This window comes from Rhodopila sp. (assembly GCF_035548235.1).
GTDB lineage: Bacteria > Pseudomonadota > Alphaproteobacteria > Acetobacterales > Acetobacteraceae > Rhodopila.
The window spans coordinates 23,203-41,191 of the sequence record NZ_DASZTJ010000196.1 but is presented as its reverse complement, the minus strand read 5'-3'; the positions used below and the strand labels follow the sequence as shown (position 1 = coordinate 41,191).

Sequence of the window (17,989 nt, the reverse complement as noted above, 5' to 3'; positions counted from 1 at the left end):
GAACAGGACAGGTTGAGCCAGGGCGTAGGGTCGGGGCCGAGGGCGGCACAACATGGTCGGAGCAGGTCGGCGGCGTCCCGGTGGCGGCCGGCGGCTTGCAGGCCCAAGGCGTAATGCAGCGCGGCCCAGGGGTTGTCGGGTTCCTCTGTCCGCGCCGCGTCGAGCAGGTCGATGGCCTCCTGGACCTGGCCCTCCCGCAGCCGACACAGGCCGAGCAGGCGCCGCGCGCCGGGCAGGAGCGGGCCGGAGGAGAGCAGGGTCAGAAGCAGGGCGGCCGCCGTAGCGTAATCGCCGCCGCGATAAAGCGTGTCCGCGCGGGCGAGATCGTCCGACGGTGGGCCCTGGCAGGTTCGTTGCGTGCCCGAACTCATGGAGGAAGTGTGTCGGGCGTGGACGCTGCTGCCAAGGGATTTCGCGGGCCCGCTACGGCACGACCCCGGCGACCTCCGCCAGTATCTGGAACGACCGTTTGCGCGCCTCATGATCGAAGATCTGCGCGGTCACCATCAGCGAGTCCGCGCCCGTCGCTTCGGCGAACCCGGCGAGCCTCTCGCGCACCGTATCCGGCCCGCCGACCACGCTGCACGCCAGGGCGCTGTCGAGCATCGCCTGGCCGTAGCGGTCGACCTCCAGCCGCTCCACCGGCGGCGGCAACTGGCCCGGACGGCCTCGGCGGAGATTGAGGAACGCCTGCTGCAACGAGGTGAACAGCCGCCGCGCCTCCGGGTCCGTATCGGCCGCGAAGACGTTCACCCCCAGCATGACATGCGGCGCCGCCAGACGGTCCGACGGCCGGAACTGCGTGCGATAGATGGCGATCGCCTCCTCCATCTGCTCCGGCGCGAAATGCGAGGCGAAGGCGTAAGGCAGGCCCAGGACCGCGGCGAGCTGTGCGCCGAAGGTGGAGGACCCGAGGATCCACACCTCCACCTGCTCCCCGGCGCCGGGGACCGCGCGCAGGGACTGCCCTGCCTGGGGCGGGTCGAAATAGGCCATCAGCTCCACCACGTCCCGAGGGAACTGGTTGGGGTCCGAAGCCAGGTTCCGCCGCATCGCCCGCGCCGCGATCTGATCGGACCCCGGCGCTCGGCCCAGCCCGAGGTCGATCCGGCCGGGATGCAGCGCCGCCAGCGTGCCGAACTGTTCGGCGATCAGCAGCGGCGCGTGGTTCGGCAGCATGATGCCGCCGGCGCCGATCCGCATCGTCCTGGTCGCCACAGCGACATGCGCCAGCGCCACCGAAGTCGCCGCCGAGGCGATCCCCGGCATGTTGTGGTGCTCCGCCATCCAGTAGCGCCGATAGCCGAGTGCCTCGGCATGGCGGGCGAGGTCGATCGAGTTGCGCAGGGCGGCGCCGGCGTCGCTGCCCTCCGGCACCGGTGACAGATCGAGGATGGATAGCGGGATCATGCTGACCATATAGGATGGGAAACCGGATGCGGAGAGGTGCCGATGCGGATCGATTTCGACAACAGCTACGCTCGCCTGCCGGACCGCTTCTACGCGCGCCAGGACCCGGTGCCTGTCGCGGCACCCCGGCTGATCAAGCTGAATGTGGCGCTGGCGGAGGAGTTGGGGCTCGATCCCGTCGCACTCGCCAGTCCCGAGGGCGTGGCGATGCTCGCCGGCAACCGGGTCGTCGACGGCTCGACACCGATCGCCTTGGCCTATGCCGGCCACCAGTTCGGGCAGTTCGTGCCGCAGCTTGGCGACGGACGCGCCAATCTGCTGGGCGAGGTCATCGGTCGCGACGGCGTCCGCCGCGACATCCAGTTGAAGGGTTCGGGCCAGACCCGGTTCTCACGGGGTGGGGACGGCCGGGCGGCGGTGGGGCCGGTGCTGCGGGAGTATATCGTCAGCGAGGCGATGGCGGCCCTGGGCGTGCCTACCACGCGCTCGCTGGCCGCCGTGGCGACGGGCGAGCCGGTCTATCGGGAGCAGATCCTGCCCGGCGCGGTGCTGACCCGTGTCGCCTCCAGCCATGTCCGCGTCGGGACGTTTCAGTATTTCGCCGCGCGCGGCGACATCGACGGGCTCCGCCTGCTCGCGAAGCACGTCATCGACCGGCATTACCCGCAGGCCGGTTCAATCGAGGCGCTGCTGGATGCGATCGTTGACCGGCAGGCGCGGCTCGTGGCGCAATGGCTGGCGATCGGGTTCGTGCATGGGGTCATGAACACCGACAACTGCTCGATTGCAGGCGAAACCATCGACTACGGACCGTGCGCGTTCATGGAAGCCTATGACGCCGCGACGGTGTTCAGCTCGATCGACCATTACGGGCGCTACGCCTACGGCAACCAGCCGCGGATCGTGCTGTGGAACCTCTCGCGCCTGGCCGAGACCTTGCTGCCGCTGATCAACGAGGACCAGGAGAAAGCGCTGCCGGTCGCCGAGGCAGTGCTGTCGCGGTTCGGTCCGCGGTTCGAAGACGCCTATCACGCCGGCCTGCGTGCCAAGCTGGGGCTGGCGGAGGAGCGGGACGGCGACACTGACCTGGCGCAGGATTTCCTGAAGCTGCTGGCGGAGCACGGCGTGGATTTCACGCAAGGGTTCCGCGGGCTGTGCGCGGCGGCCGAAGGCGGCCAAGGGGGCGATACGGCGATGCGCGCGATGTTCGGCGACGGCGCGGGCTTCGACGCCTGGGTCGCGCGCTGGCGCCGGCGGCGGGCGGAGGGCGGCGCGATGGACCCGGCCGCGATGCGCCGCGTCAACCCGATCTATATCCCGCGAAACCATCTGGTGGAGGCGGCGATCAAGGCCGGCGAAGCGGGGGACTTCGTCCCGTTCGAGACGCTGGTGTCGGTGCTGGCGAACCCGTTTGACGAGCGGTCGGGATTGGAAGCGTTCAGCCGGCCGGCCGAGGAGCACGAGCGGGTGCGCGTGACGTTCTGCGGGACGTGACGCCGGACGGGGCTGGTGGAGCCGAGGGGAATCGAACCCCTGACCTCCTGAATGCCATTCAGGCGCTCTCCCAACTGAGCTACGGCCCCAGCGACTGGTCGTCATCCACGCCATCGGCGTGAGGCGCGGGGTATAGCCACCCTGATGCGGGCGATCAAGTACGTCTCTCGCATTTCCAGTCGGATTTTTCGCGTCACGCTTTTCGCGTGAAGGACCAATACCTTGGCAGCCGGCCAGCGCGTAGCGCCTTGGCCTCGTACCGGGTCGGCGGCCAGTCGGCGGGGCGCGACCCGGCGGCGTCGGCCACCGTGAACAGCGCCTGGTTCGCCATCACGTCCTCGACCCAGGCCTGATAGGTCGGGTCGTCGCTGGCCACCCGCCATTCGCCGCCCGGCTTCAGGACGCGCGCCAGCAGCGGCAGCGTTGCCGGATGCACGAAGCGGCGCTTGGCATGGCGTGCCTTTGGCCAGGGATCGGGAAACAGCAGGAACAGCCGGTCCAGGCATCCGTCCGGCAGGTCGCGCAGCAGGATGCGCGCGTCGTCCGTCCAGAGCCGGAGATTGGGGGGCAGGGGGGCCGTCGCTTCCTCCCCCTCCGGCACTAGCGCGGACAGCATCGAGCAGATGCCGTTCTCGAACACGTCGCAGGCGATCAGCGTGGCGTCCGGATGGGCACGCACCTGGGCCAGGGCATGTTCGCCCCCGCCGAATCCCACTTCCAGCCAGAGCGGGCCGGCCGGCAGGCCGGCCGACAGCCGCAGCCGAGGCAGCGTGACGTCCAGAAGCACCTGCTGGCGGGGCCGCAGCTTATGGCCGCGGCTGCGGCCATACAGCCGGTCCGGCGGCGGTTTTACCGCCCGAACGCTGCCTTCAGCGCCGGCACCAGGTCCGTCATTTCCCACGTGAAGGTGCCTTTGTCCTCGTCCGGCTCACGCCCGAAATGGCCATAGGCCGAAGTCGGCGCATAGATCGGCCGGTTCATCCGCAGATGCTCGCGAATGCCGCGGGGCGAGAGGTTCATGACCTCGCGCAGCGTGCGCTCCAGCCGAGCCTCGTCGACGTCCTTGCCGGTGCCGTGAAGGTCGACATAGACCGACAGCGGGCGGGAGATGCCGATCGCGTAGCTGATCTGCAAGGTGCAGCGATCCGCCAGCCCGGCGGCGACGACGTTCTTGGCCAGGTAGCGGCAGGCATAGGCGGCGGAGCGATCGACCTTCGTCGGGTCCTTGCCGCTGAAGGCGCCGCCGCCATGCGGGGCCGCGCCGCCATACGTATCGACGATGATCTTGCGCCCCGTCAGGCCGCAATCGCCGTCGGGGCCGCCGATGACGAACTTGCCGGTCGGGTTCACGTGGAACTCGTCCTCGGGGCACATCCAACCCTTCGGCAGGATCGATTCGACCAGCGGCCACAGCAGCCGCTTGATCTCGGCCTGCTCCATGCCGTCCTCGTGCTGGGTGGAGACGACGACGGAAGTCGCGCAGACCGGCTTGCCGTCGACGTAGCGCAGCGTCACCTGGCTTTTCGCGTCCGGCAGCAGACCCTGGGCGCGGCGGTCGCCGGCTTTGCGTAGGTCCCGCATATGCCGCAGGATCTCATGCGCGTAATACAGTGGCGCCGGCATCAGCGTCTCGGTCTCGCGGCAGGCATAGCCGAACATGATGCCCTGGTCGCCCGCGCCTTCGTCCTTGTTGCCGGCGCTGTCGACGCCCTGGGCGATATCGGCGGACTGGGAGTGCAGGTGGATGGCGATATCGGCGTGTTGCCAATGGAAGCCTTCCTGCTCGTAGCCGATGTCGCGGATCGCCATCCGGGTCAGGTGGGCCAGCAATTCCGGCGTGATCGTTTCCGGCCCACGCGTCTCGCCGGCCAGCACCACCCGATTCGTGGTCACCAGCGTTTCACAGGCGCAGCGGGCCTGCGGGTCGGCGGCGAGGAACGCATCCAGCACCGTGTCGCTGATCCGGTCGGCGACTTTGTCGGGATGACCTTCGGAAACCGATTCCGAGGTGAACAGGTACTCGCCCGTGTCCCGCATGGGTGATCGTCTCTCTCGTGTCGAAGTGGGGTGCGGCCGAACGGTCGCCGGCAGGGTGCCGAAGTCGGCGGTGTTTGGCCGAAACGGCTGGTTCGGTCAAGGTTTTGGATCGTCGTTGCGGCGCTTATGCCATGCCGAGGACGTCCATCATCGTGTATAAGCCTGCCGGCTTGCCCACCGCCCAAAGCGCCGCCCGCACGGCCCCGGTGGCATAGGTGCGGCGGTCGAAGGACCGGTGGGTCAGCACGATATGCTCCGCGCCGGCGGCGAAGATCAGGCTGTGCTCGCCCACCACCTGGCCGCCACGCAGGGCGGCGAAACCGATCGCGCCGGTCTTCCGGGCGCCGGTGTGGCCATGGCGGCCGGATTCCATCACGTCTTCCAGCCGCTGGCCCCGGCCTTTCGCCACCGCTCGGCCCATCCCGATCGCCGTGCCGGATGGGGCGTCGACCTTCTGGCGGTGATGCATCTCGACGATCTCGGCGTCGTAGCTGTCGGCAGGCAGAGCGGCGCCCATGCGTTCGGCGAGCGCCAGCACCAGGTTGACGCCGGCCGAGAAATTCGCCGCGTACACCACCGGTATCGTGGCGGCGGCCGCCTCGACAGCGGCCTCGTCGTCAGCGCCGAGGCCCGAGGTCCCCAGGATCCAAGCCTTGCCGGACGCTGCCATGGCCACGGCGGTTGCCTTCACGGTGGCCGCGTTGGTGAAATCGATGACGGCGTCGGACTGGGCGGCCAACGCCGCCAGGTCCGGGTTCGCCCGCGAGGTGCCGCCGGAGACATCCGCGCCGGCCGCGGCGACCTCCTCGGTCAGCAGCCTGCCCATCCGGCCTGTGATGCCGGCGATGCCGATCCGAATTGCCATGCGCTGCCTCCCCGAAGTCTGGGGGCGGAGTCTGTTGCCCGCGGGGCGGACCGTCAATGCGGGGCCTGGCCCTGCTCTCCATGACGTGCGATGCGGAGAATGCCGGAGCCGCGGATGGCCGGCACACGGCCGGTCATGACCGATGGAGCAGCCCCTATCCTCGGCCGCCCTCGAAGAACGCGGCGACCTTGGCGAAGAAGCCCTCGTGGTCGGGGCTCCCCTTGACGCTGCTCTTGGCCTCCGCCTCGAACGCTTCCAGCAGTTCCCGCTGCTTGGGGGTCAGGTTCTGCGGCGTCTCCACCGCAACCTGGATGAACATATCGCCGCGCACGGCGCTGCGCAGGACCGAGAAGCCCTTGCCGCGCAGCCGGAACTGATCGCCGGTCTGCGTGCCGGGGGGGATCTTCACTTTCGCCCGCGTCCCGTCGATGACCGGCACCTCGACCTCGTCGCCCAGCGCCGCCTGGGTCATGCGCAGCGGCACGCGCATCAGGATGTTCGCCTGCTCGCGCTGGAAGAACTCGTGCGGCCGGACGGCGACATGGACGTACAGGTCGCCGTTCTGCGCGCCGGGACCGCCCGCCTCGCCCTCGCCGGACAGGCGGATCCGCGTGCCGTCCTCCACCCCCGCGGGGATCGAGACCGACAGGCTGCGGTCCCGCTGCACCGTGCCGGCACCGTGGCAGATCCGGCAGGGGTTGCGGATGACCCGACCCTGGCCGTTGCAGGTCGGGCAGGTGCGTTCGATCAGGAAGAAGCCTTGCTGCGCCCGGACCTTGCCGGCACCCTGGCAGGTCGGGCAGGTGGCCGCGGCCTGGCCCTTGTCGGCCGAACCGGAGCCGTCGCAGCTCTCGCATTTGACCCGCGTCGCCACGCGCAGGTTGACCTTGGTGCCGTTGAATGCGTCCACCAGGTCGATCTCCACCGCCTGGCGCAGATCGGCGCCGGTGCGCGGACGGGCGCCGCCGCGGCGGCCCATGCCGAACATCTGGTCGAAAATGTCGCCAAGGTCGCCCGCGGCCGAGAAATCGAAGCCGCCCATGCCGGCGCCCGGGCCGCCGCCACCGCCCTCGAACGCCGCATGGCCGAACCGGTCATAGGCGCTGCGCTTCTGGTCGTCCTTCAGGACGTCGTAGGCTTCGTTAACGTCCTTGAATTTGGTTTCCGCTTGCTTGTCGCCCGGATTGCGGTCGGGGTGATACTGCATCGCCAATTTGCGATACGCGCGCTTCAGGTCATCGGCGCTGGCGTCCCGCGTGACGCCCAGGGTGGCGTAATAATCTTGTTTAGCCATCTAGCCCTTCACCGTGTCCATGGCGCGGAGGAAGCGCCCATGAAAGTCCTTGAACAACGCATCAGTCGATGTCGCTTGGGATAGCAGAGCAAGAACCGTGCCCCGCAACGCCATCGCGCTCGCCCCGCGGAAGGGCGAGCGCGTCAGACTTGCGCCGGTAGAAACGAGCTCGGCCGAGCGGGCGAACCCAGTATCGATGGGAAACCGGGTCCGCCATGCCCGTCCGCGCCCGGATCAGCCCGACTTCTTCTTCTCGTCGACTTCCTCGAACTCGGCGTCGACGACGTTTTCACCACCTTCCGGCTGCTGACCGGCGCCCGGCGCCGCCGCACCACCAGCCTGTTCGGCCTTGTACATCGCCTCGCCGATCTTCATCGCCGCCTGGCCCAACCGATCGGCGGCCGATTTCAGCGCCTCGGTGTCGGAGCCTTCCAGGGCCGACTTGGCCGCCGCGATCGCCGCCTCGGCTTCGCCCTTGTCCTGGGCGCCCACCTTGTCGCCATGCTCCTTCAGGTTCTTCTCGACCTGGTGGATCAGGCTCTCGGTGTGGTTGCGGGCCTCGATCTGCTCGCGCCGCTTCTTGTCGGCCTCGGCGTTCGCTTCGGCTTCCTTGACCATGCGCTGGATGTCGCCTTCCGACAGGCCGCCGCTGGCCTGGATGCGGATCTGCTGCTCCTTGCCGGTGGCCTTGTCCTTGGCGGACACGGACACGATGCCGTTGGCGTCGATGTCGAACGTCACCTCGATCTGCGGCACGCCGCGCGGGGCGGGGGGGATGCCGGTCAGGTCGAAGTTGCCCAGCAGCTTGTTGTCGGCGGCCATCTCGCGCTCGCCCTGGTAGACCTTGATGGTCACCGCCTGCTGGTTGTCGTCCGCCGTCGAGAAGGTCTGCGACTTCTTCGTCGGGATGGTCGTGTTGCGGTCGATCAGCCGCGTGAACACGCCGCCCAGCGTCTCGATGCCCAGCGACAGAGGCGTCACGTCCAGCAGCAGCACGTCCTTGACGTCGCCCTTCAGCACGCCGCCCTGGACCGCCGCGCCGATCGCCACGACTTCGTCCGGGTTCACGTTGCGGGCCGGCTCCTTGCCGAAGAAGGACTTCACCGTCTCGATGACCTTCGGCATGCGGGTCATGCCGCCGACCAGGATGACTTCCTGGATTTCGCCGGCCGTCACGCCCGCGTCCTTCAACGCCGCCTTGCACGGCTCCAGCGTGCGGGTGATCAGGTCGTCGACCAGGCTTTCCAGCTTGGCGCGCGAGAGCTTCATCACCAGGTGCTTCGGCCCGGAGGCGTCGGCGGTGATGAACGGCAGGTTGACCTCTGTCTCCTTGGAGGACGACAGCTCGATCTTCGCCTTCTCCGCGGCTTCCTTCAGGCGCTGCAGGGCCAGCTTGTCCTTGCGCAGGTCGATGCCCTGGTCCTTCTTGAACTCGTCGGCCAGCCAGTCGATGACGCGCAGGTCGAAGTCCTCACCGCCCAGGAACGTGTCGCCGTTGGTGGACTTCACCTCGAACACGCCGTCGCCGATCTCCAGCACCGAGATGTCGAACGTGCCACCGCCAAGGTCATAGACCGCGATGGTGCCGGCCGACTTCTTGTCCATGCCGTAGGCGAGCGCGGCGGCCGTCGGCTCGTTGATGATGCGCAGCACGTCCAGCCCGGCGATGCGGCCGGCGTCCTTGGTGGCCTGGCGCTGGCTGTCGTTGAAGTAGGCGGGAACGGTGATGACGGCCTGCGTGACCGGCTCACCCAGGTAAGCCTCCGCCGTCTCCTTCATCTTCGTCAGCACGAAGGCGCTGATCTGGCTCGGCGCGTATTTCTGGCCCTTGACCTCGACCGCCGCATCGCCGTTGTCGCCGCGGACGATGGAGTAGGGGACCATGCCCTTGTCCTTGGCGACCAGCGGGTCGTCATAGCGGCGGCCGATCAGGCGCTTGACCGCGAACAGGGTGTTGGTCGGATTGGTTACCGCCTGGCGCTTCGCCGCCTGGCCGACCAGGCGTTCACCGCCGTCGGTAAAGGCGACCATGCTGGGCGTGGTCCGCGCGCCTTCCGAGTTCTCGATGACCCGGACGTCCTTGCCTTCCAGGATGGCGACGCAGGAATTGGTGGTACCAAGATCGATACCGATCACTTTGCTCATTCATAGCTCCTTTCAGCGGACAGGGATGGCCCGAAGCACCAACGCTGTCCCTATTCTCGAATGGTGGGGATGTATGGGGCTGGCTTAGCCGGAACAAGGGCGACGGGCAATTTTTCCCTGACTGGATGTTGAGAATACTCAGCCATTCGGGCCTGTCAGTTCCGCTGCCGGTGCCTTGGCGACGACCACCATGGCCGGACGCAGCAGACGCCCGTTCAAGGTCCAGGCCTGCGACCACGCCTGGATCACCGTGCCGGGCGCGTGGGTTTCGCTTTCCTGCTCCGCCATCGCCTGGTGCAGGTTGGGATCGAAGGGCTTGCCTATCGGGTCCTCCCGCTTGATGCCGTTGCGCTCCAGCGTCTGGAGGAAGCTGCGCTCGATGCCGTCCAACCCTTCCCGGATCTTGGCGACCACCGGGGGCTGGTCCGCCGTGGCGGCCGGCAGGCTGTCCATGCCGCGCTTGAGGTTCTCGGCCGTCTCCACCACGTCGGCGGCGAATTTCTGCACCGCGTATTGGCGGGTGTCGTCCACGTCCTTCTTGGCACGGGCGCGGACGTTGGCGTTCTCCGCCTCGGCGCGCATCCAGCGCTCCTTCATTTCGGCCAGTTCGGCCTCCAGCGCCGTGATGCGCGCGGTGGCTTCCTGCATCAGTGCTTCCGGCGAAACAGGCGCTTCCTGCGACTTGTCTCGCGGCATGCTGTCGTCCGGGGCTGCTTTATCGTCCTGCATGGGATCCTATTGATGTCAGGCTGGGGACCCCGATCCTTGGGGTCCGGGTTGAAAGTCACGCGTCCTGGTTGATACGGGATGATCGGCGGCCATCAGTTAGGCAAGGCAGCGCCGAAGAACAACCGCTTTCGACTCGAAAGCGCCGAGAATCGTTGACCTGGCCTTCCGGCCTGGCCCGGCTTGACCGGGCCATCCCGCGCCTTTGAGGAGAAAGAGGACCCGGTCAAGCCGGGCCAGGACGGAAGGCGGGCGGGAAGATACTCGGTCGCTTCCGAATCAGAACATCCGGATCAGCGGCTGATCGTCCCGTGCCGCGTCTACCTCCCCGATCTCCGCCGCATCGATCCCCGCGTCGCGCAGCGCCTGCAGACAGCCCGCCGCGCGGTTCGGCGGCACGCCCACCAGCAGTCCGCCCGAGGTCTGCGGGTCGACCAGCAGGTCGGCCGGCACCGTCCGCCCCAGCCAGCGCTGGTTCGCCTCGGCCAGCGTGCTTTCGACCCCTCGCGCGACCAGGGCCCGAGCGCCGGGCAGGGCGGGGATCGCGTCGGATGACAGGACGGCGGCGACGTCGGAGGCGTCCAGCATCTCCTTCAGGTGGCCGGCCAGGCCGAAGCCGCTGACGTCGGTGGCGGCGTGCGGCGAGAAGTTCCGGATGATCCGCGCCGCCTCGGCATTGGTGGTGCGCATCGAGGCGATCGCCGCCATCAGCCAGGGCGCCTTGGTCAGCCCGCGCATGTGCCCGGCCAGGATGACGCCCGTGCCCAGCGGTTTGGTCAGGATCAGCCGGTCCCCGGGCCGCAGGCCGGATTTCCGCAGGACCGCGTCCGAGGAGACCAGGCCGGTGACCGAGAACCCCAGCGCCGCCTCGGCCGCCTCGGCGCTGTGGCCGCCGACCAGCGCGCAGCCGTCGCCGCGCAGCACCGCGCTCCCACCCTGCAGCATGGCGGTCAGGTCGGCACGCATCTTCTGGCTGGGGGCATAGGGCACCGAGGCGATGGCCAGCGCCGTCCACGGCGCCGCCCCCATGGCATGGATGTCCGACAATGCGTGCGCCGCGGCGATCTGGCCGAACACATAAGGATCGTCGAGGAACGCCCGGAAATGATCGACCGACTGGACCAGCAGCTTGCCCGCCGGCGGCTTGACGACCGAAGCATCGTCAAGGTGGTCCAGCAGGTCCGGGCCGCGATCGTGCGGGATGGCGGCGAGCGTCGCCGACAGCACCTCGGCGCTGACCTTGGCGCCGCAGCCGCCGCAGCGCATCGGATCGTCCGCGTCTACGGGCATGCGCATATCGACGTACATCCGCATCCAGCGACGATCGATGAAGTCCTTCAGCCGCCAGATCAGATGCCCCTGCAGCGTGACGCCGTTGCGCCAGGCGACGGCGCGGCCGTTGCCCAGGCCCAGGATCGCCAGCGCATCGCGCTGCGGCCGCCACGGTCTCAGCCTCTCCCGCCGAGCCGCCCGCCGCAGGTTCTCCGCCAGGGGCGCCCCCGCTCGGACGGCCCAGACGCCGGCCTTGGGCCGCGGCGCGCCGTCGATGGCGGCGCAGTCGCCGGCGGCAAAGATGAAGCCATGGCTCACGCTGGCGAGCGTGGGACCGACCCGGATGCAGCCGGTCTCGTCACAGGCGACGCCTGACGCCGCCAGGATCGGCGGTCCGACGACGCCGGTCGTCCACAATGCCGTATCGGCCTCGATATAGCTGCCGTCGGACAGCAGCAGCCGTCCGTCGCGCAGGGCGGACGCGGTGACGCCGAAGACGAGTTCGACGCCGGCCTCCACGAGCGCCTGCCGCACGCTGCGCCGCGCTGCCGCCGGTGCGGTGGGGACCGGGTCGGGCGTGGCGGAGACCAGCGTCAGCCGCAGGTGGCCGGCGAAGCGCTGCACCAGGGCCAGCGCCAGTTCCGCGCCGCCGGCCCCGCCACCGACGACGGCGACGCGCGCGCCGGCGGGCAATTCGGTCTCCAGTCGTTCGAGTTGCTGGAGGAACCGGCCGATCGGTTTCACCCCGATGCCGCTTTCCTCGGGCATCGCGGGGACGCCGCCGATATCGATGGACAGCAGGTCGAACGGGATGTCCGGGCGTCCGGCGATCGAGACGGTGCGCGCCTCGGGGTCGAAGCCTGTCGCCTCCGCCAGGATCAGCCGGGCGCCGGCCATCGTGGTGAGGGGGGCAAGGTCGATATGGACCTGGTCATGGGTGTAGTCGCCGCGGATCAGGCCCGGCAGCATCCCGGTATAGGGCGTCTGCGGCTCGCGTCCGATCAGCGTCAGGCGGACGCCGGGCCAGGGCTTCATGGCGAAGCGGCGCAGCACCTCCACATGAGCATGCCCAGCGCCCAGCAGGACGATGTCGGTGTCTATCGGTCCCGAGGGTTGCATCCCATCACCATACCCCGCCCGATACGAGTCGGGCGAAACGACGGGTCACCGCCACGCAAGAGCGGCCGCGCGAGAGAAACGCTGATCGCCGCAATCGAGGAAGGCTTGCCGCGGGCCGGGCGGCTTCGCATGATGCCGGCATGAGCATCGTTCTTTATGATCTCGCCGGTGCCGATCCGGCGCTTCGTTTCAGCCCGTATTGCTGGCGGACCCGGTTCGCGCTGGCGCATAAAGGGCTGCCGGTCGAGACCATGCCGTGGCGGTTCACGGAGCGCGAGGCGCTCGCGTTCTCCGGCCAAGCGAAGGTACCGGTCATCCGCGACGGCGAAACGGTCGTGTTCGATAGCTGGACGATCGCGCAGTACCTGGAGGACGCGTATCCGACCCCCTCCATCTTCGGCGGCGCGGGCGGCCGTGCCCATGCCCAGTTCATCAACGCCTGGGCCGATGGCGTCCTGATGGGCGCCATCGCCCGGTTCATCGTGCGCGACCTGATGGATGTGATCCACGCGAAGGACCATGCGTATTTCCGCTCGAGCCGCGAGCAGCGTTTCGGCGTGACGCTGGAGGTGGTGCAGGCGGGGCGAGATGATCGGGTGGCCGCTTTTCGCGAGCTGCTGATGCCGATGCGCCTGGTGCTGCGCCGCCAACCGTGGTTCGGTGGAGAGGCGCCCAGCTATGCCGACCACATCCTGGGCGGCACGCTGATGTGGCCGCGCTGCGCCAGCCGGTTTGAGCTGCTGGAGCCGAACGATCCGGTCGCCGGCTGGTTCGAGCGGATGCTCGACCTGTATGGCGGCCTCGGGCGCTCGGCCGTCCGCGCCTGAGTCATCTGCGCCTAAGTCATCTACGGCTGGAACATCCGCGCCCGGCTCACGCGCCGAGGAGATGAAGGGCGAGACGGCGGGTCTGCGTGGCCCGACGGTGCTCGATCAAATAGATCGCCTGCCAGGTGCCCAGGGTGAGCCCGCCGCCGATGATGGGAATGGACAGGCTGACCTGGGTCAGCATGGACCGGATATGGGCCGGCATGTCGTCCGCACCCTCGATCGTATGGCGGTAGCCGCCGCCCTCCGGCGCGAGGCGGTCGAGCGCGTCCAGCAGGTCGGCCCGCACGTCGGGGTCCGCATTTTCCTGCACCGTGAGGGAGGCCGAGGTGTGCTGACACCAGATCGTCAGCAGCCCGTCAGCGATCTTTTGCGACGCGACCCAGGACCGGATGGGACCGGTCACGTCGTGGAAGCCCTGTCCCTGGGTCGGGACGTCCAGATATCGTGTCGCCTGGCGCATGGTCCACGATGTCGTCGACGCCGGCGGTTTTGCAATGGGAGGCGAGGCCCTTGTCCGGGACGTCGGCCATGTCCCGCGCCGTCGGTGTCCGGGCGGGCGGACGATGGATCCACGAAGGGTCAGGAGCGGGTCAATCGGGCTGGCTGGCTTTGTGGGCGAGCAGCGCCATCAACCGGCGGTCCCGCCATTCCTGGCGCACCGCCTGCATGTTCGCCGGCAGTTCGGTGCGCCGAGCGTCGTGCAGGCGATCGACCAGGGCGCTGTCCCAATCGAGTGGTTTCATCTGTTCCTGCATCTTCGCGTACAGCGGACCGTAACGATTGCAATAATCCGCCAGCCCGCCAGGTGCGTTCAGGTCGATCGTTTCCAACGGCCCCATGAAGCTCCAGCGCAGGCCCAGGCCGTGCTTGACCAGCGCGTCCAGGTCGGCGGGCGAGATCACGTCGTCGGCCAGCAGCCGGAACGCCTCGGCCAGCAGCGCGCCTTGCAGACGGTTGAGCGCGAAACCGTCGACCTCTTTCTTCACGGTCGCCGGCACCTGTCCCGCGCGTTCCATCAGTGCCCGCGTGGCGGCGACCGCGGCCGGATCGGTCCATGGCGCGGGGCACAGCTCCACCAGCGGCACCAGATAGGGCGGATTGACCGGATGCGCGATCAGGCAGCGTTCGCGCGTGCGCAGGCCTTCGGTGAAGGCGCTGGCCGGAATGCCGGACGACGACGATGCGATGGTCGCATGCGGCTGTGCCGCCCGCTCCAGCTCCGCGAAGACCGCGGTCTTGATTTCCACGCGTTCCGGCCCGTTTTCCTGGATATGGGTCGCTGCGTGCACGGCGTCCCACAACGACGGCATCGGCTTGATGCGGGCCAGGACCGTCGCCGGCTCCTCGGACAGCAGGCCGTTGGCCTGCAATTCGGGCAGGCGGTCGGCGATGAAGGCCATGGCTTGCGTCGTCTGCTGGGGAAACTGGTCCCACAGGGTCACATCCATGCCCGCGCGGGCAAAAACGATGGCCCAGGCCCTGCCGATCAGGCCAGAGCCGACGACCGCGATCTTGTCTTGTGTTGCCATGGCCGCGGAGATGCCACTTCCCGAAGTTCCCGGCAACCGCTTGCGGGATTGAGGCGTCGGCGTCAGGGTCGCGCCATTCCGATCCGGAGGGGTTCAAGATGACGAAAGTTGCCGTGCTGGACGATTGGCAGGGCGTTGCGCGCGGGGCGGCCGACTGGACGCCGCTGCAGGCGCGCGCCGAGGTGGTATTTTTCTCCGACGCCTTCTCCGATGAGGACGATGCTGCCGCGAAACTTCAGGATTTTGAAATCGTCTTGTCGATGCGGGAGCGGACGCCGCTGCCCGCTTCTTTGATCAACCGCCTGCCGAAGCTGAAGATGCTGGGTATGACGGGCGCGCGGAACCTCTCGCTGGACACCGCGGCCTGCACGGCGCGGAAGATTCCCGTCTGCAACACCCAGGGCGGGGGCTATGCCGATTCGGCGACGGCGGAGCTGGCGCTGGGTCTGCTGATCTCCGCCGCGCGCGGTCTGGCGGTGGGCGATGCGAAGATCCGGGCGGGCGGGTTCCAGATGGGGGTGCCGGTCGGGATCGGGCTGGCGGACAAGACGATCGGCCTGGTCGGCCTGGGGCGCCTGGGCGGCTACATGGCGGCCTATTGCAAGGCCCTGCGCATGCATGTCCAGGCCTGGAGCCAGAACTTGACCGCCGAACGGGCCGAGGCGGTGGGCGCCAAGCTGGTGAGCAAGGATGAGCTGATGGCGACCTCGGACGCGATCAGCATCCACATGGTCCTGTCGCCACGGTCGCGCGGTCTGGTGGGCGCGGCGGACATCGCGCGGATGAAGCCGGGCGCGATCCTGATCAACACCTCGCGCGGTCCGATCGTCGATGAGGCGGCAATGCTGTCGGCGCTGCACGCCGGCAAGATCGTCGCGGCCCTGGACGTCTACGACCGGGAGCCGCTGCCGGTCGACCACCCGCTGCGCAGCGCGCCGAACACGGTGCTCAGCCCGCATCTGGGCTATTGCGTGAAGGAGACCTGGGACGGGTTCTATCCGCAGATGATCGAGAACGCGCTGGCGTTCCTGGACGGCAAGCCGGTGCGGGTGACGAACCCCGAGGTGCTGGGGTAGGTCCGTGCCATGACCGGCTTCATGCCGGTCATCCGCCATCCCGGCGCCGCAAGCCATGGGTGGTCGGGCCAGGCCCGACCATGACGTGGAGGAGAGACTGTCAGCGCGACTCCCGCTGCCAGGCCGCCAGGATCAGGCACAGCATCAGCGGCAGGGATATCCAGGACGGCAGCAGGTCCAGCGCGGCGACGCCGGTCACGATGTGGTCGTGCCGGCGTTCCAGTCCGATCCAGGAACCGCCGGATGCGGCGTGCCCTTCCTCTGTCCGGCGCAGTTCCGGCGTTCCCGGACCGTCGAGCCAATGCACGCCGCCCGCCGACGCTCGGGCCAGTTTCCCGGCAAGCGTGGCGGTCGCGCGCAGATCGGCGATCTCCCGCGGGTTGGCCGCGCCGGCGGCGGCATAAGCGGACCGGCCGCCCTGCGTCACCTGCCAGACGCCGGGTGTCGGCGCCGGTCTCGTCGCAATCGCCCGGCCCGGGCTATCCGGCCGCAGCTTCACCGTTTCGGTCTTGCCGTCCGGGTCGGTGACCTGGACATCCAGCGGCGGCGACGGGTCGGTCGATCGCGATTCGATCTTCAGCACGCCGTCGGCGACGTGCGCGGTGAGCGCATTCTCCTCCAGGTCCGGCTCTTTCATCAGCCAATGGGCAATCCGCCGCAGCAGTTCCGCTTGCGGTCCTCCGCCCTGGTGACCGCGCGACCACAGCCAGATCTGGTCCGACAGCAGCAGCGCGACGCGCCCCTTCCCGACACGGTTCAGCACCAGCAGCGGGGACCCGTCCGGGGCGCGCATCAGCACCTCGCCGTTCACCGGGCCCGGCTGGATGCGCTGGTACCACGAACCCCAGGTCGGCGCCGCGGACGGATTGCCGGGCGGGTTCGCGTCGGGCAGTCCCTCGGTCACCGGATGGCGCTGGCCCAGGTCCGAGATCACCGGCCGGAATGCCTGGTCGACGACGGCGTCTGTGCGGGCGGGCGCACCCGGTAAAATGGAACCCAAAGGCGTGGCGGCCAGCGAGGTCGCGCCGGCGAATTCCGGCCCCACGCTCATCAGCAGGGCGCCGCCATCGCGGACATGCTCGGCGATGTTCGCGATATAGGGCAGGGGCAGCAGGCCGCGATTCTGGAACCGGTCCAGGATGATCAGGTCGAACTCGCCGATCTTGTCGACGAACAGTTCCCGCACCGGAAAGGCGATCAGCGCCAACTCGTTCAGCGGCGTTCGGTCGTCCTTCTCGGGCGGACGCAGGATGGTGAAATGCACGAGGTCGACCGAAGGATCGGCCTTCAGCAGGCGCCGCCAGGTGCGCTCGCCCTGATGCGGTTCGCCGGAGATCAGCAGCACCCGCAGCCGGTCCCGAACGCCGTTGATCTCCACCACCGCCCGGTTGTTGATCTGGGAGACCTCGCCGGGCAGCGCGTTGACGGCCATCTCGATGACCGTCGGTCCAGCGCGGGTGATCGGGATCTCGACCTGCTGCTCGACGCCGACGGGGACGCTTTCCTGGCGGAAGGGCTGGCCGTCGCGCCGGATGGTCAAGGTGGCGGGGCCGGTATGGCCGGTGGCGCCCAGGTCCTCCACGATCATGCGCAGCGTGACGGACTTGCCGACGATCCCATAGGTGGGGGCCTCGATGACGCGCAGGCGGCGGTCGGTCTCCTCGCCCTTGGCGGCCAGCAGCAGATTGAGCGGCGCGCCGCCCGGCGGCTTGGCCGGCACGTCGTGGATCTGGCCGTCGGTGATCGCGATCGTGCCGGCGAACCGCGCGCGGGGGATATCGGCCAGCGCCTTGTCCACCTCGGCGAACAGCCTGGTGCCGTCATCGCCCTGTTCCGGGACGGTGACCGTTCGCAATTCCAGGCCCGGGAACTTCGCCGCTTGCGCCTCGATCGAGCGGCGGGCCGCATCGGCAAGGGCGGCGCGGTCGCCCACCTGCATGGAGGCGGTCTGGTCCACCACCAGCAGGCCGATATCGTTCAGGCCCTGCCGGGTTTCCTGCACCAGCCGCGGACCGCAGAGCCAGAGGACCAGCACGGTGAACGCCGCGAGCCGCAGGACCGTGCCGCGCGCCTTGCGCGCCACGCCGGCGATGACGATCAGGGCGGCGAGGACACCGATTGCCACCAGCAGCCAGACCGGCAGCAGCGGGTCGAAGCGCAGGGCGGCAATGACCTGTTCCGGCTGGCTCATG

15 protein-coding genes and 1 tRNA gene are annotated in these 17,989 nt (G+C 68.8%); 3 read left to right on the top strand and 13 right to left on the bottom strand.

Annotated features, from left to right (window positions below):
* Both VHB27_RS16335 and VHB27_RS16330 read right to left on the bottom strand, forming a co-directional pair.
* Positions 1-371 (bottom strand): tetratricopeptide repeat protein (locus tag VHB27_RS16335; RefSeq protein ID WP_325602349.1); only part of this gene is annotated, 371 nt, incomplete at its 3' end.
* Between the two features lie 52 nt (positions 372-423).
* A complete protein-coding gene (locus VHB27_RS16330; RefSeq protein WP_325602347.1) occupies positions 424-1,410 on the bottom strand; it encodes an LLM class flavin-dependent oxidoreductase in 987 nt (328 codons plus the stop codon).
* Positions 1,411-1,452: 42 nt separating this feature from the next.
* On the opposite strand from VHB27_RS16330, the gene VHB27_RS16325 reads away from it, so the two are divergent.
* Positions 1,453-2,904, top strand: coding sequence for a protein adenylyltransferase SelO (locus VHB27_RS16325; RefSeq protein ID WP_325602345.1), 1,452 nt, complete (start codon positions 1,453-1,455; stop codon positions 2,902-2,904).
* 13 nt (positions 2,905-2,917) lie between these two features.
* Here the strand turns inward: VHB27_RS16325 and VHB27_RS16320 are convergent.
* From VHB27_RS16320 to selD, 8 genes are all read right to left on the bottom strand, one after another.
* Positions 2,918-2,993: transfer RNA gene (locus tag VHB27_RS16320), tRNA-Ala, on the bottom strand.
* A gap of 104 nt (positions 2,994-3,097) precedes the next feature.
* The gene (gene trmB / locus VHB27_RS16315; protein WP_325602343.1) at positions 3,098-3,805 is read right to left on the bottom strand and encodes a tRNA (guanine(46)-N(7))-methyltransferase TrmB; all 708 of its coding nucleotides are present in this window, start codon (positions 3,803-3,805) and stop codon (positions 3,098-3,100) included.
* Positions 3,754-4,941: a methionine adenosyltransferase gene (gene metK / locus VHB27_RS16310; protein WP_325602341.1), complete on the bottom strand. Its 1,188-nt coding sequence runs from the start codon at positions 4,939-4,941 to the stop codon at positions 3,754-3,756. The genes trmB and metK overlap by 52 nt, the downstream gene beginning before the upstream one ends.
* Positions 4,942-5,065: 124 nt before the next feature.
* Positions 5,066-5,800: a 4-hydroxy-tetrahydrodipicolinate reductase gene (gene dapB, locus VHB27_RS16305; RefSeq protein ID WP_325602355.1), complete on the bottom strand. Its 735-nt coding sequence runs from the start codon at positions 5,798-5,800 to the stop codon at positions 5,066-5,068.
* A gap of 160 nt (positions 5,801-5,960) precedes the next feature.
* Entirely contained in the window at positions 5,961-7,100 is a 1,140-nt protein-coding gene (gene dnaJ / locus VHB27_RS16300; protein WP_325602339.1) for a molecular chaperone DnaJ, read from the bottom strand.
* Positions 7,101-7,334: 234 nt separating this feature from the next.
* Positions 7,335-9,245 carry a molecular chaperone DnaK gene (gene dnaK / locus VHB27_RS16295; protein ID WP_325602337.1) on the bottom strand — a complete coding sequence of 637 codons (1,911 nt, stop codon included), beginning with the start codon at positions 9,243-9,245 and terminating at the stop codon, positions 7,335-7,337.
* Positions 9,246-9,383: 138 nt separating this feature from the next.
* On the bottom strand, positions 9,384-9,974 hold the full coding sequence (locus tag VHB27_RS16290) for a nucleotide exchange factor GrpE (RefSeq protein WP_408904013.1): 591 nt from the start codon (positions 9,972-9,974) through the stop codon (positions 9,384-9,386).
* Between the two features lie 276 nt (positions 9,975-10,250).
* Complete coding sequence (gene selD, locus VHB27_RS16285; RefSeq protein ID WP_325602335.1) at positions 10,251-12,362, bottom strand: selenide, water dikinase SelD; 2,112 nt, start codon at positions 12,360-12,362, stop codon at positions 10,251-10,253.
* 140 nt (positions 12,363-12,502) lie between these two features.
* On the opposite strand from selD, the gene VHB27_RS16280 reads away from it, so the two are divergent.
* Positions 12,503-13,189 carry a glutathione S-transferase family protein gene (locus tag VHB27_RS16280; RefSeq protein WP_325602333.1) on the top strand — a complete coding sequence of 229 codons (687 nt, stop codon included), beginning with the start codon at positions 12,503-12,505 and terminating at the stop codon, positions 13,187-13,189.
* A gap of 46 nt (positions 13,190-13,235) precedes the next feature.
* On the opposite strand, the gene VHB27_RS16275 is transcribed toward VHB27_RS16280, so the two are convergent.
* Both VHB27_RS16275 and VHB27_RS16270 read right to left on the bottom strand, forming a co-directional pair.
* On the bottom strand, positions 13,236-13,652 hold the full coding sequence (locus VHB27_RS16275; protein ID WP_325602331.1) for a secondary thiamine-phosphate synthase enzyme YjbQ: 417 nt from the start codon (positions 13,650-13,652) through the stop codon (positions 13,236-13,238).
* A 130-nt stretch (positions 13,653-13,782) separates the two neighbouring features.
* Complete coding sequence (locus tag VHB27_RS16270; protein ID WP_325602329.1) at positions 13,783-14,721, bottom strand: 3-hydroxyacyl-CoA dehydrogenase; 939 nt, start codon at positions 14,719-14,721, stop codon at positions 13,783-13,785.
* A 98-nt stretch (positions 14,722-14,819) separates the two neighbouring features.
* Here VHB27_RS16270 and VHB27_RS16265 point away from each other — a divergent pair, with 98 nt between their 5' ends.
* Positions 14,820-15,797, top strand: a complete 978-nt coding sequence (locus VHB27_RS16265) for a D-2-hydroxyacid dehydrogenase family protein (protein ID WP_325602327.1) — start codon at positions 14,820-14,822, stop codon at positions 15,795-15,797.
* 100 nt (positions 15,798-15,897) lie between these two features.
* On the opposite strand, the gene VHB27_RS16260 is transcribed toward VHB27_RS16265, so the two are convergent.
* A complete protein-coding gene (locus tag VHB27_RS16260; RefSeq protein WP_325602325.1) occupies positions 15,898-17,988 on the bottom strand; it encodes a hypothetical protein in 2,091 nt (696 codons plus the stop codon).
* Position 17,989 lies beyond the last annotated feature (1 nt).

Coding starts and splice junctions, on each gene's coding strand:
- VHB27_RS16330 (WP_325602347.1), bottom strand. CDS start 1,410: ATGATCCCGCTATCCATCCTCGATCTGTCACCGGTGCCGGAGGGCAGC.
- VHB27_RS16325 (WP_325602345.1), top strand. CDS start 1,453: ATGCGGATCGATTTCGACAACAGCTACGCTCGCCTGCCGGACCGCTTC.
- metK (WP_325602341.1), bottom strand. CDS start 4,941: ATGCGGGACACGGGCGAGTACCTGTTCACCTCGGAATCGGTTTCCGAA.
- dnaJ (WP_325602339.1), bottom strand. CDS start 7,100: ATGGCTAAACAAGATTATTACGCCACCCTGGGCGTCACGCGGGACGCC.
- dnaK (WP_325602337.1), bottom strand. CDS start 9,245: ATGAGCAAAGTGATCGGTATCGATCTTGGTACCACCAATTCCTGCGTC.
- VHB27_RS16290 (WP_408904013.1), bottom strand. CDS start 9,974: ATGCAGGACGATAAAGCAGCCCCGGACGACAGCATGCCGCGAGACAAG.
- selD (WP_325602335.1), bottom strand. CDS start 12,362: ATGCAACCCTCGGGACCGATAGACACCGACATCGTCCTGCTGGGCGCT.
- VHB27_RS16280 (WP_325602333.1), top strand. CDS start 12,503: ATGAGCATCGTTCTTTATGATCTCGCCGGTGCCGATCCGGCGCTTCGT.
- VHB27_RS16275 (WP_325602331.1), bottom strand. CDS start 13,652: ATGCGCCAGGCGACACGATATCTGGACGTCCCGACCCAGGGACAGGGC.
- VHB27_RS16270 (WP_325602329.1), bottom strand. CDS start 14,721: ATGGCAACACAAGACAAGATCGCGGTCGTCGGCTCTGGCCTGATCGGC.
- VHB27_RS16265 (WP_325602327.1), top strand. CDS start 14,820: ATGACGAAAGTTGCCGTGCTGGACGATTGGCAGGGCGTTGCGCGCGGG.
- VHB27_RS16260 (WP_325602325.1), bottom strand. CDS start 17,988: ATGAGCCAGCCGGAACAGGTCATTGCCGCCCTGCGCTTCGACCCGCTG.